Here is a 12276-nt window from a genome sequence, read left to right as displayed (position 1 = left end):
TCCTGGCGTCATCCGCCGTTTCTACGGATGCGGCACACGCAGCACCTGGTTCGGCGCAGGCGATGGAATCGTGACAGTGGCGCCGTCGGGCCAGCGCACCTCGATGCGATCGACCGTACGCACACGACCCAATCCGAAATGCGCTACCGCTTCCATTTGACAGAGATAGCCGCTGCCAGCATCAATGGTGCGCAGTTGCCGCCTGCCGCCAGATTCCAGTATGACAACTGCACCGCGCGCCGGTGCGCCAGCGCGGGTCAGCGGCATCACCCGCAACCAGGCATGATCGTTTGGCATCGTGCGGTACAGACTGAGCGGTTGCAGATCGGCTTCGCCGTGACTCACCAGCAGTTCGAGTCGACCATCGCCATCAAAGTCGCCGACCGCAGCGCCGGTACCCAGACCTCCCGGTTCGAGCGCGTCGCCTGGATCGATCTTCGTCCATCCCCCGTTCCGTCGGGTAAACAGGCGGTTCGGTTCACCGATATTATTGAAAAAGATCTCCAACTCCCCATCGTTATCGAAGTCGGCAGCAATCACTGTTCGGACCCGTGACGGCTCAGCCATGTCCGGCGGCGCAGCATCGACAAACAAGCCATCCCACTTTTGCAGAAACAGGCGATGCGGACCCTCCCAGTTGCCACATACCAGATCGAACCGACCATCATCGTCGAAGTCGCCAGCAGCGACCCCGCGCCCATGTTCGTGCGGATCGGGCAGACCGGCGCGGCGGGCGATCTCTTCGAACGTACCATCGCCGCGGTTGGCAAAGAGAAAGTTGGGACCATTCTCATTCACCGTGAAAATGTCCATCCGTGGCGTCACTAGCGGCAGCGCAATCACGCCGCGTCCACCGGTTGTGAAACTGATGCCCGCCGCGCTCGCCATGTCCTGGACTTCACCGAAGCGATCCAGTTCGTACAGGCGGAACGGACCGCCATAATTCGCAACAAAGAAGCCATAGCGCCCGGCGCCAAGCCGATCAACGACCGCGACCGAACGACCGGCGGTGAGATTGAGCGCCTCCTGGTTCTGCGGCAATTCGAACAGATCGACCCAACCGGTTTCCTGATAGTCGAACAGCCGATCGCCAAAGCGCTTGCGCCCGGCAAATGTATCGGTATTGAGCACATAAATCTCTTCCCGACCATCGCCATCAATATCGCCAGCAGCAACTCCGATTGCCTGACGCTGCGCATCGGCGAGGATGTTGTCAGCAATATCGACGAAACCGGCGCCATCCCAGCGGAGCACCCGGTTGGCGCCATCGAACCCGGCGACAAACAGTTCCCACACGCCATCGTCATCGACATCGACGACAGCAACGCCGTAGTGCAGTCGTGGCGGATTGTGACGGATCAGATGACTATAATCGACAAACATGGGCATTTTCCTCGATCTCCGGGAGACTTACATCCCCCTCCCGGCATTATCATTTTGAATCCATGCCATGATAGTACGAACCGTGCGTTCACCGCCATCGCCGACCAGCAACTGATGTCCATACCCTTCCATCCAGATCAGTTGACGGTCAAGAGATCCGATATGTCGCAGAATCTGTTCAGCCGAACGTGGATCGACGGTCTGATCGTTCCGCCCCTGGACAATCAGCGTCGGTGCGGTGACGCGAGGCAGAAGCCGTCGTGCCGAGCGTTGCACAAGGGTCAGTTGATGTACTGCCTCCAGGGGTACCCGCACCATACGACGCAACTGTTCACAAACGAGCGGATCATCAAGATTTGCATCCGGTACGCGGTTGCGCAGCAGAGCACGCAACTCCGGATCGCTGAAATCAGCGCCAGCAAGAGGATAGTACCACGAAATGACGTGTCTGGCGATACTGCTCAGATTGACCAGCAGTTGACCACGCAACCGGAGCGCTGGCGCCAGGACTGCCAGGCGTGCAACCGGCAGATGCGCCGCCAGGATCAGCGCGAGCAGACCGCCCATCGAGAATCCCACAACCACAACATCGTCACAACGCCGACGCAATGCTGCGAACCCGTGTGCAGTCGCTTCTGCCCACTGCTGCCATTGAACGCCAGCCAGGGCATCGGGGAGCGTTCCATGACCAGGAAGCAGCGGAGCATAAACGCTGTAACCATCGTGGATCAGGGCGGCAGCCAGTGGCAACACTTCGGTGGGATCACCGCCAAAACCGTGGATCAACAAGACGCCGGTCGTGCCGGCAAAGACGGCAAACGAACGGCTGCGGGCATCGAACGGCGCCGACGCAGGAGAAGATTGCAAAGGATGGTTCATCCGCCTACCTTTCGTGTTTGAATAGCGAGCACCATACCCGATGCGAACACAGGATGACAAAAATGACATCCTGGTTACGGAATGCAGGAGCCTGTCAAAAAACAGTTACGATGAGATTGACAACTCTGCTTTGACCTTCTACGATTACCATGCGTGAACATCGTCATTCCCGGTGAGGGAGCGAAGCCATGACGCTGCGATTTCAGCAGAAGCTCGTTGTTCCAACGTCGGCGCGACCGCTGATCGAACGACCGAACGTTCTCGCGCAGCTTGACCGTGCCATCCGGAGCAAGCGCGTCGTTGCGCTGGCTGCGCCCGCCGGCTGGGGGAAAACGACTGCGCTGGCGCAGTGGGTTGCGCAGCGCACGATGCCGGTTGCCTGGTATACCCTCGATAGCGCCGATCGCGATCCGCACGTCTTCCTCGACTACCTGCTCCACAGCGTTGCCGATTTTGTCCCAGGAGCGCCGGGTATCGCAGCGCGGCTCGCCGAAACGACCCCGCAAGGGCTGGCGGAGATGATCCACCAGGTGGCGCTTGCATTTGCGGATGCGCCTGAACATTTTGCGCTGATCCTCGATGATGTCCATGTACTTGACGATGACCAGGCGCAATCCATTCCGGGGGTATCGCTCGTCTTTACGCTACTCGCTTCGATCGCGGAATACGCCTCCCACTGCCATCTGGTGCTCGCTTCGCGCACCCTGCCGGTGTTGCATGGCATGGTACGCATGGTCGCACAGCAGCGCGCTGCGGTCTTCGATTATAGCGTGTTACAGTTCCATCGCGACGACACGCAGCGTCTTGCTGGCATAACAAGCGGGTTGATCCTCTCCGACGAAGCAGCGGAACAGTTGACCGCATCAGTTGGCGGCTGGGTTACTGGCATTGTCCTCTCGCTGGATCAACCGGTTGCGCACAAAGACGGGATGACAGGTCAGCAGGTTGTTGATCGACACCTGATGCACGTTCCCACACCTGAAGAGGCGGTCATCGAAGCCAATACCAGTCAGGTATACGCTTACTTTGCCGAGCAGATTCTGGCACCGTTGCCAGCGGATCTGCAACGTTTCCTCGAAGACACCAGCGTTCTGCACGATCTATCGCCACAGCGCTGCGATATACTGCGTTCTGCCGATAACTCGGCAGAATATCTCGATGAGATCAGGCGGCGCGGGTTATTCGTCTCCAGCCGCGCCGGATGGCTCTCGTATCACAGCCTGTTTCGCGATTATCTGCGCTCACGCCTGGCGCGCGATCCGCAACGATGCCGGCAGTTGCTGCGTTCCGCCGGTGACCTGTATGCTGCTGAAGATGATATCGAGCGTGCGCTTGACTGCTACCTGGCAGCCGGCGACGATCAGCACGCTATCGATCTGATCCGTTCCGCCGTGCCGCGCCTGCGGCAGTGTTCGCGCCAGACAACCCTGCTGACCTGCTTCGAACGTCTGCACCGCGCGCGCAGGACAAATGATCAGCGCACAGCCAGCGGAGGATTCCCGCCAGCAACACGCGCCGCACGCAAGCAGTCGATCCCGCCCGATCTGCTGCTGGCAGAGGCGCGTGTCTACAGCGACCTGGCGCTCTGGGAACGTGCATATCTGGCGCTTCACCTTGCCGGGGCGATCGGGGATGCTTCTATCCGTGCCGAGGCGCAGATCCTCTCTGCCGAGTTGCAGGTGCTCCAGGGTGACTACGCCCGCGCTCAGCATGCGCTCAGATTCGTCGATGTCAACAACCTCGACAATCGATTGCGCCTGGAATACCATGTCGCGGCTGCCCGCGCGCATATTATGGCAGGAGAAGTTGCCGCCGCCATCACCGAACTCGAACGCGCGCATACGCTTGTCGCAACCCTGATCGACACCGTCGATAACCCTGCCGCACTGGCGGATATTTACGACAACCTTGGCTGGGCATACGCCGCGCAGGGCGATCGTCCATCCGCCATTCGCTATCTGAAACGCGCTGATGCCTGCTGGCAGTCTTCCGGTAACCAGGGAAGACGCGCGCTGACCCTCAACAATATGGGGGTGATGGCGATGGAGGAAGGGCGGTTTGCCGAAGCCCGCACAACACTCGATCTGGGATTGGAGATCGCCCGGCAGACAGAGTTACGACGTGAAGAAACGGTTCTGCTGTGTAGTCTGGCAGAACTCGATCTGCGTGAAGGCGATTTTGAACAGGCGATTCAGCGTTTTACCACAGCGCACGCCCTGGCAACCCGTCTCGATATTGCCAGCAGCGTGGAAGCAGCCGCAGCGGGAGCGCTCTGGGCTGCCATACTTTCCGACAACCTGACGCTCGCACAGGCATGGCACGACACGGCAGCCTCCATCGTGACACCGCTACAACCGGAGGTGCGCGGACGACTGGCATTGGCACGCGCAGCGCTCGCGTTGCAATGCCCGCACCCGGAATTTGCGTCTTTCGCCAGTTTATTAGCCGAAGCGACCACATACGAAGAATCCCTCAGCGAGGATGAGCGCATCTATATGGCGCTATTGCGTACTGAACTCGCCTTCGCCCGGTCAGGCTGGCACGCAGCGGCATCGCTGTGGGAACAGTTCGCCGCACGCGCGGCCACGCTGCCCGAAACCCTGTGGCGCCGCTTTGCGTCGATGCATCGTCCCCTCTTCGAAGCCGCTGCACCATACGATCCGCGCGCCGGTCGCGCGATTGCGCTGTCTCGCACAGCATCTCCATCTTCTGTACGCTGGCGAATAACGACACTCGGCGGATTCGCGTGTCTGGTCGATGGGAAACCGGTCGATCTTTCGCAGTTGCACCGCGCGCTGCTGGTGCGGCTCCTTGATGCCGGTCCGCAAGGTCTGGCAGTCGAGCGGCTGTGGGAAGCGGTTTGGGGCGACGATGTTATTTCGATGCCGGCGCTGCATCAGGCGCTGCGTCGGTTACGCCTGCAAACCGGACTCGCCGCTTCGGCGCGCGAAGGCGCTGTAGCAATCCGCAGCGGTTGGGACGCGATTGAATACGATGTGCGTGAACTGGAACGCATTCTTGAAACGCCTCCCAGCCTCGAATCCATCCAACGCGCAATGACGCTCTACGGCGGTGAGTTTCTGCCTGGCGCCCCGGCAAGCGCTGCGCTTTGGGTCGAGGCGCGTCGGGCGCACCTGCAGCAACGCTACCTTGAGGCTATTGAACAGTACGCGCACTCCATCGAACAGAACTTGCCGCAGCAGGCGATGTTCTACTATCAGCACGTGCTTCAGATCGATGGATGCCGCGAGCATACCGCCGCCCGGTTGATGCGCCTTGCGGCACGGTACGGCAACCGCACCCTGGTCGCCGCCACCTTTGAGCATCTGAAAGGATCGTTACGCGCGCTCGGCGCCTCACCAGAACCGGCAACCACTGCACTATACCGGCAACTGACCTGATATTGCCGCATATGAACCTGCATTCAGGACGTTATTGATGACGATGCAACCGCGCACAGAAGCCGCCGCGCGCCAGCAACCCCTCATGATCGCCATCCTCAACAATGCGCCCACGGTGCATGACGATGATGCGATCAGCATTGCGAATGGTTGACAGGCGATGGGCGATCACCACACTGGTACGGGTGCGCCGGATGCGCTCCAGCGTCTCCTGGAGGAGCATTTCAGTGGCGCTATCAATGCTGGATGTGGCCTCGTCGAGCGCCAGCACCCCCTCCGGGCTGAACGCCAGCGCCCACGCCAGCGCCAGCAGCTGCGCTGACCAACCCAGCGTGTCTCATAGGGCGCAATCATACGACACATCTTCGCCCACGTCCAGCATGACAGAAAGTTTACACGAAATTAACCACAGGAGTCAGTCGACCGTCAATGGCGTGTCAACCGGACACGTTATCCTGTCTGCAGTTCCAGCGTGCGATCCAGCCAGGTTGAAGTTCGGATGCGATTATTCGTAAGGAGGTACTCCACTATGCGGTCGAAGATCCTGCGGGCGCTTGCAGCAGCACTTCTGGTTGGCACAATTGCAGCCGCCGCTATGGCGCCTCTGGCGCCTCCGCCCATTCGTGGACCGTCGACGACTATCGTGAAGTAGTCACGATCATGGCGTTGTTCGCCGTATACCTGGTCTGTGCGCTCGTAGGAGCATGGATCGCGTTCTGGCGAGCGCCAGAGTGGCCCCGTTACAATCTTCTGCTGGCAATCGCCGCCGTGCCGCAGATCGGCCAGGTGCTTGGCATTCGCATCAGCGAAATGTTTGTCGTATCGGTCGTGGCAATGACCCTCTGGTGTCTCTGCAACTACCGGATCGCTGGCGTGCCAATGGTCGCTGTCGGCGCGGCGTTCAATGCACTGGCGATGACGTGGCACGGCGGCGCGATGCCAGTTCGCGCCGACATTCTTGCTGAATTGGGGTATCATTTCGATCCAGGCGTTCTGCTGGAAGGATCGAAGGATGTCGTTGTTCATCACTCGCCGCTCTGGTTGCTTTCAGACTGGATAGTCATCTCAATTGGCACATTCATCCTGATCATCAGCCCCGGCGACATCCTGGTTGCAGGTGGCGTCGTGATGTGGTTGCTGTTCAGTCGTACCGCCGCACTGGAAAGGGAATCATCAATGCTTGCCTGTCATAGCGCTTCTCATGCCGAGACACGAAAAAATCTTATTCCGGGTCACAGCACACGCCCCGCTCTGACCCGCCTGGCATTGCTGGCTGCTGCCGACCCGGCGCTTGCGGAGCGCCTCTTGCACGACCCGTTCGATGTCGCCAACGCGCACCCTCACTACCACGTCACACTCGATGCGAACGACCGGGCTACACTGGCTGCTATTCGCGCCCGGGCGCGAACAGTAGGGGAATTTTTGGGTGAACTTGCTGCTGAAGTTGATGGATTCTAGCAAGGCAGCCCGGATATGAGAGACCCCTTCAACCCATCGACATCATCATCGGCGCCGTAGCGCTAATCCAGAGCGTCGTTCATGTTCGCCGTATCACACCTTCACAACAACATGTTATGAACAGTGGCATCGCTCTCCAAACCGTTGACCCCTCATCTGCTGGCGTGCTGGCTGTGCTGCACCAGATCGCCGATGCGACCGACACCGCAGGTCTCGCGGCAGTGCTCCACAAAGCGGCAATCTCGCTGTTTCCCAGGGTCCGGATCGATCTCTTTGTCGTTGCCGATTCAGCCGAGCACGTGCTCATCACCTGCGGCGAACATGATCTGCCACATCCGCCCGCGTTCCATCGTGGTATGTCCTTCGTTGCCTGGCTGAACCAGCATAACTACAAAACCAGGATCGTCCCGGTGAGTGTCGCCCGGCAGAATCAGGGGCAACTGATTGTATCACGGCCTCATGAGGAAATCTCTCAGGATATCCTGGTGATCGCGGAGCAGATCGCGCCGGTTGTCGGTCTCTGGTTGATTGCCCACCGTCATCAGGTTGCGCTTGAGCAGCACGAGATGCAATTGCTCGCAACAACCGAGCGACTGCGCCCGATCGAAGAGATGCAACTGCGCGTCACACTTGCGGCTGGCGCAGCTCACGATATAGGCAATCTGTTTGCATCAGTGCTCGGGCATGCTCAACTCCTCCAGCAGGCAGCGCCCCTTGAACTTCAGAATGATTTGAAAACCATTGAGCAGGCTGCCAGAGATGGACATCATCTGTTGCGACGCCTTCTCAGCGCACGCAACGCTTCCTACATGCCGGAAACAACGATGGCGCCAGTGTTGCTGACAGAACTCGTCCACGATGCCCTCCGCCTGACCCAACCCTGGTGGGGCGCCCGCCATTCCGTGACGGTCAAAATCGCACTGACACCTGTTCCACCTGTGCGCGGGCATCCTGCGGATCTGCGCGAAGTGCTGGTCAATCTCATTCTGAATGGAGTCGATGCCATGCCGGAGGGCGGTACGCTAACCGTGCGCACCTACAGCGTCAATGAACGCGCCATTGTTGAAATCAGCGATACCGGGGTTGGCATCGCACCGGCACACCAGAACGCCATCTTCCAGCCCTTCGTGACGACCCGCAAAGGAGGAAGCGGTCTGGGGTTGAGTGTCAGCCGCGCCATCATCGAACGTTATGGCGGGACGATCAGTGTGTCAAGCATACCTGGACGGGGCGCCACCTTCAGCATCAGTCTTCCGGGTGTGCGCAGCGCTGATATGCTTCCCGAACCGCCGATGTTGCAGCGCACGGCATCGTAGCCATACGCTAGCGGTTCCGAAAGATCAGCACTCCCCCCACAACAATCATCAGCAGCGGAAAGACAATGTCGGTATCAATACCAAACTGCTCCGCCAGGAAGATCAGTCCGAGTCCGATCAGGACGATGCCAGCCCAGTTCAGACGACGGCGACGGGGTGCGGGCGCCGGTGCGGATTGTGGCGATAGTGGCGCCATTGAGGGATCCAGCCGCAGATCGATGGTCTGCCCGGTGTTCGGCGGTTCTGGAGGCGCATCGGCAAACACGGTTCCGCGTGAGGAAGAATATGCTGATGGTTCGCCATACCCCGCCTGACGGGCATACTGCGCCTCAGACGCCTGACGAGTGAACACAGCGCCGGAGTTTCCCATGTGTTGAGCAGTATCAGGGAAAGGGGGGGGCATGCCGGGGGGCGCCTTCGGCATGATGAGCCACAGCACAGGATACAGTACAAAACCAATACCGCTGGTCAGCGTCGCCAGGACAAAAATCAGGCGGACGATGACCGGATCGATATTGAAATACTCCCCCAAACCGCCGCACACACCCGCTATCACTGCATCACGGCGACTGCGCATCAGACGAGATTGCATCGCTCTTTCGAACCTTTCAGGGGTCGCTACGCGACCAGCGTATCTGTCTTCTAGAAGTGAGACGCAAAAAATTAATAGATTGTTGCAGGAGCGCAGACCAGAAATCCCGGAAACAGCCGCCTTCATCCTGTCTGCATGGCAAACCGTGCTAGAACGTGATCCGTCGTCGGCGCAGCGCGATGCTCTGAAGCAACCCAATTGCCGCCAGCGATGTCATGGTAAAACTGCCGCCGTAGGAGATGAACGGCAGCGGGATGCCGGTCACCGGCATAATGCTCATATTCATGCCCACATTGACCAGCACGTGGCACAACAACATTGCAGCGATCCCCACCGCGATCAGGCGCCCAAACGTGTCACGCGCAATGACGGAGACGGATAGCGCCTGCCAGATTGTAATCCCCAGGAACACCAGCAGCAGGGCAGCGCCAAGAAAGCCTAACTCTTCGCCGGTGATGGCGAAAATGAAATCTGAGTACTGCACCGGCAGATAGTTGCCCTGACTGAGCAATCCATGCGTCCATCCGCGTCCGGTCAATCCACCAGAACCTATGGCAGTCAATGACTGCATAATGTTCCAGGCGCCCTGCTTGAGATCCGGGTCATACTTGAGGGGATCGAGAAAGATCAACAGGCGTGTGCGCTGGTACGGCTGCAAGATATGCGTCCAGCCGTAGATCGCAGCCGGAACCGCGGCGATGAACAGAACGCCGAACTGCCACAGGCGCACCCCGGCTGCCAGCGCCATCGCCGTCCAGATTGCGACAAAGACCATTGCCGTGCCAAAATCGGGCTGGAGAAAGACCAGCACTGTCGGAATGCCGACCAGGATCAGGCTGGCGATGACGACGCGCCAGGCTTGTGGTTGCCGTTCATTGTGCGACCAGTACGCCGCCAGTGCAAGAATAACCAGCAATTTTGCCGGTTCGGAGGGCTGGAAGGTGCGAATGCCAAGGTCGATCCAGCTTTGGGCGCCGGAACTGACCTGACCGACAACCAGTACCAGCCCCAGCAGCGCCACAGCGCCGAGGTAAAATGGCACAATCCAGGCTTCGAAGGCATGGTAGTCAACGGTGGTGAGCAATGCCATCGCCGCGCACCCAACCAGGAGATTGACCAGGTGACGCGAAAAGTAACCCTGGGTCAGCGGGTCGCGCAACGTGGCGCTATACACCATTGCCGCGCCAAAGCCGAGCAGTATCAACACGCAGAGCAAAAGCGGAAAGTTGTAATCGCGCCAGGTTTTGACCATATGCCGCGCTCAACGGTTCATCAGCGATGGTATTATACCATTGCACTATCGCATCAGCAGGGGAATCCAGACAGACGGTCTGCCGCGAAACGTGCTGAGGACGCCGGTGTTGTTCGTTATCACCGGATCACGTTGCGATGAGGCAACAACCGCAGTGGCAGTGATCCATCCGCCGCCAGGCGGGACTGTCAGCGTGACCGTCAGCGCCGGTGCAACACTGCCTGCTGCCAGTGCACCGCGCTCGCATGTGAGCGTGCTGCCGGAAGAACAGACCCACCCCAATCCGCCGGTCTGAATGCTGGTCGAACCAGGCGGCGGCGTGAACTCCACCTGCACATTCCCGGCTGCTGCCGGTCCTGCATTGAGAACAACGACCGAGTACGTCAGCGTACCGCCGGGCGCCACCGGGTCTGGCTGAGCCGTCAGTATGACCGAGAGATCGGCATCGCCGGGTACCGGCGCTTCGTAGGCGCCCATATCGCAGACTGCCAGACCATTGCCATCACCATCGATGGGGCGCGCAACGCCACGCTGATCGGTTGCAGCGCACGAGCTCCCAACCGCCGGGTCGCCAGCATCGATTGCCGGGCTGCCGCTGAGCAACGCAACCGTCGGCGTTGGACCGCCATTATCGAGCAGCGCGCCCGGCTGCGCGCTGACACCGATCACATTACCGGTCTGCGTACCCAGAATTGTGCAGCCCGTACTGCGATGGATCAGATTGTACCCCAGCGATTCGAGCACATTGAAGCAGTCGGGATTCACCCGCGCTGGCGTCGGACTGAGATCGGCGTTATCGGAGATAATCGTGTTGCGCAGGCGGAGTTGATTGATCACCTGCTCATCGACGCGCACCGAAACGCCGCCCCCTTCGCCAATGTCGTTGCGATCATCATCGGCGGTGTTGCGCACAATGGTGACATTATTGAGAGTCGCGGCGCTTTTCGGCGGATTGATGATCGTCTGGTCGAGCGACACGCTGATGCCGCCGCCACTATTGCCAGCGCTGTTGCCGGTGATCGTCACATTTGTCAGCAACGCACTGCCGCCGTTAAAGACACTGATCGCGCCCCCCAGACTCGCAGCGCGGTTCGCGGTAAAGGTCACCCGCTCGATCGTTGCACTGGCGCTGGCTGGACTGACCCCATCGCCACGCACCTCGATGCCGCCGCCTCGCACCGCCCGTCCATCGCGCACCACACTATCGCGCAGGATAAGGTTCGCGCCGGGCGTCACCAGAAGAACGCCGCCGCTGTCGGGCGTCTCACCCTTGCCACGCAACGTAACTCCGGTGATCGTCACCGTGGCAGTGGCGAGGAGATGGAAGACCCGATCACCTTCAGCAGCGATGATGGTCGTGGTCGCAGCGCCAGCGCCGATCAATGTCAGGCTGTCGCGGATATCGAGATCACCGTCGGCGTTATCGTCTTCCAGCGTCGTGGTGATCGTCAGCGTATACGTACCGGCAGGCACAATGATCGTATCCGCGCCTGGATTGGCATTAGCGGCGCTGATCGCCTCGCGGAGCGAACAATCGGCGCCGCAGACGCCATCGGCAGTATCGACCGTCTTGGAGACGGTGAATGTCTGCGGTGCAGCAGTGGTTGGTGCAGGCGCACCGAACGTGCTCGCCAGCACCAGCAGCAGAAGCGCACACAGGCGCACGGCTACAATATGACGCATGATCGACCTCATGGCACAAACATTGGCGACTCTGTGCGGATTGTACTATGAATACAACCAGGGTTCCATAGTACAATCGTGTCACCAGTTTGACATGCGTTCTCCTGCGTGCTATACTAGCAATCGCTGTGGGGGTGTAGCTCAGCTGGGAGAGCGCGACAATCGCACTGTCGAGGTCAGGGGTTCGAGCCCCCTCACCTCCACCAGAGCACGGGGCAGTAGCTCAGTTGGGAGAGCGCAACGCTGGCAGTGTTGAGGTCAGGGGTTCGATCCCCCTCTGCTCCACCAGATGAGAACGACAGGCGTCCATGC

10 protein-coding genes and 2 tRNA genes are annotated in these 12276 nt (G+C 59.7%); 6 read left to right on the top strand and 6 right to left on the bottom strand.

Annotated elements, in window-relative coordinates; all coding sequences use genetic code 11:
- Nucleotides 1–21: 21 nt before the first annotated feature.
- Both ROSERS_RS12175 and ROSERS_RS12170 read right to left on the bottom strand, forming a co-directional pair.
- The gene (locus ROSERS_RS12175; RefSeq protein ID WP_041333581.1) at nt 22–1383 is read right to left on the bottom strand and encodes a CRTAC1 family protein; all 1362 of its coding nucleotides are present in this window, start codon (nt 1381–1383) and stop codon (nt 22–24) included.
- A gap of 27 nt (nt 1384–1410) precedes the next feature.
- Entirely contained in the window at nt 1411–2262 is an 852-nt protein-coding gene (locus tag ROSERS_RS12170; protein ID WP_011957078.1) for an alpha/beta hydrolase, read from the bottom strand.
- A gap of 188 nt (nt 2263–2450) precedes the next feature.
- Here ROSERS_RS12170 and ROSERS_RS12165 point away from each other — a divergent pair, with 188 nt between their 5' ends.
- Nucleotides 2451–5663, top strand: coding sequence for a tetratricopeptide repeat protein (locus ROSERS_RS12165; protein WP_011957077.1), 3213 nt, complete (start codon nt 2451–2453; stop codon nt 5661–5663).
- Between the two features lie 31 nt (nt 5664–5694).
- On the opposite strand, the gene ROSERS_RS12160 is transcribed toward ROSERS_RS12165, so the two are convergent.
- Nucleotides 5695–5934, bottom strand: a complete 240-nt coding sequence (locus ROSERS_RS12160) for a hypothetical protein (RefSeq protein WP_041333578.1) — start codon at nt 5932–5934, stop codon at nt 5695–5697.
- 258 nt (nt 5935–6192) lie between these two features.
- On the opposite strand from ROSERS_RS12160, the gene ROSERS_RS27180 reads away from it, so the two are divergent.
- The 3 genes from ROSERS_RS27180 to ROSERS_RS12150 all read left to right on the top strand — a co-directional run bounded on the left by ROSERS_RS27180 (nt 6193) and on the right by ROSERS_RS12150 (nt 8437).
- Entirely contained in the window at nt 6193–6315 is a 123-nt protein-coding gene (locus tag ROSERS_RS27180; RefSeq protein ID WP_269625479.1) for a hypothetical protein, read from the top strand.
- Between the two features lie 8 nt (nt 6316–6323).
- Nucleotides 6324–7121, top strand: a complete 798-nt coding sequence (locus ROSERS_RS12155; protein ID WP_011957076.1) for a DUF5317 family protein — start codon at nt 6324–6326, stop codon at nt 7119–7121.
- A gap of 116 nt (nt 7122–7237) precedes the next feature.
- On the top strand, nt 7238–8437 hold the full coding sequence (locus ROSERS_RS12150) for a sensor histidine kinase (RefSeq protein WP_011957075.1): 1200 nt from the start codon (nt 7238–7240) through the stop codon (nt 8435–8437).
- A gap of 7 nt (nt 8438–8444) precedes the next feature.
- Here ROSERS_RS12150 and ROSERS_RS12145 read toward each other — a convergent pair whose 3' ends face one another.
- The 3 genes from ROSERS_RS12145 to ROSERS_RS12135 form a co-directional block, all read right to left on the bottom strand.
- Complete coding sequence (locus tag ROSERS_RS12145; protein WP_011957074.1) at nt 8445–9029, bottom strand: PspC domain-containing protein; 585 nt, start codon at nt 9027–9029, stop codon at nt 8445–8447.
- A 148-nt stretch (nt 9030–9177) separates the two neighbouring features.
- Entirely contained in the window at nt 9178–10281 is a 1104-nt protein-coding gene (gene rodA, locus ROSERS_RS12140) for a rod shape-determining protein RodA (RefSeq protein ID WP_011957073.1), read from the bottom strand.
- Between the two features lie 45 nt (nt 10282–10326).
- Nucleotides 10327–11964, bottom strand: coding sequence for a choice-of-anchor Q domain-containing protein (locus tag ROSERS_RS12135; RefSeq protein ID WP_011957072.1), 1638 nt, complete (start codon nt 11962–11964; stop codon nt 10327–10329).
- A gap of 130 nt (nt 11965–12094) precedes the next feature.
- On the opposite strand from ROSERS_RS12135, the gene ROSERS_RS12130 reads away from it, so the two are divergent.
- Together ROSERS_RS12130 and ROSERS_RS12125 are read left to right on the top strand one after the other, a co-directional pair.
- Nucleotides 12095–12170, top strand: a tRNA-Ala gene (locus ROSERS_RS12130).
- 6 nt (nt 12171–12176) lie between these two features.
- Nucleotides 12177–12252, top strand: a tRNA-Ala gene (locus ROSERS_RS12125).
- Nucleotides 12253–12276 lie beyond the last annotated feature (24 nt).

Origin of the sequence: Roseiflexus sp. RS-1, assembly GCF_000016665.1 — a bacterium.
Lineage (GTDB): Bacteria > Chloroflexota > Chloroflexia > Chloroflexales > Roseiflexaceae > Roseiflexus.
Note: the sequence above shows the minus strand (reverse complement) of the source record. Positions and strands in the feature narration are given on the sequence as shown.

What these genes read in the sequence shown, in the direction of transcription:
- ROSERS_RS12175 (WP_041333581.1), bottom strand. Translation starts at nt 1,383, where the DNA reads ATGTTTGTCGATTATAGTCATCTGATCCGTCACAATCCGCCACGACTG.
- ROSERS_RS12170 (WP_011957078.1), bottom strand. Translation starts at nt 2,262, where the DNA reads ATGAACCATCCTTTGCAATCTTCTCCTGCGTCGGCGCCGTTCGATGCC.
- ROSERS_RS12165 (WP_011957077.1), top strand. Translation starts at nt 2,451, where the DNA reads ATGACGCTGCGATTTCAGCAGAAGCTCGTTGTTCCAACGTCGGCGCGA.
- ROSERS_RS27180 (WP_269625479.1), top strand. Translation starts at nt 6,193, where the DNA reads ATGCGGTCGAAGATCCTGCGGGCGCTTGCAGCAGCACTTCTGGTTGGC.
- ROSERS_RS12155 (WP_011957076.1), top strand. Translation starts at nt 6,324, where the DNA reads ATGGCGTTGTTCGCCGTATACCTGGTCTGTGCGCTCGTAGGAGCATGG.
- ROSERS_RS12150 (WP_011957075.1), top strand. Translation starts at nt 7,238, where the DNA reads ATGAACAGTGGCATCGCTCTCCAAACCGTTGACCCCTCATCTGCTGGC.
- ROSERS_RS12145 (WP_011957074.1), bottom strand. Translation starts at nt 9,029, where the DNA reads ATGCAATCTCGTCTGATGCGCAGTCGCCGTGATGCAGTGATAGCGGGT.
- rodA (WP_011957073.1), bottom strand. Translation starts at nt 10,281, where the DNA reads ATGGTCAAAACCTGGCGCGATTACAACTTTCCGCTTTTGCTCTGCGTG.
- ROSERS_RS12135 (WP_011957072.1), bottom strand. Translation starts at nt 11,964, where the DNA reads ATGCGTCATATTGTAGCCGTGCGCCTGTGTGCGCTTCTGCTGCTGGTG.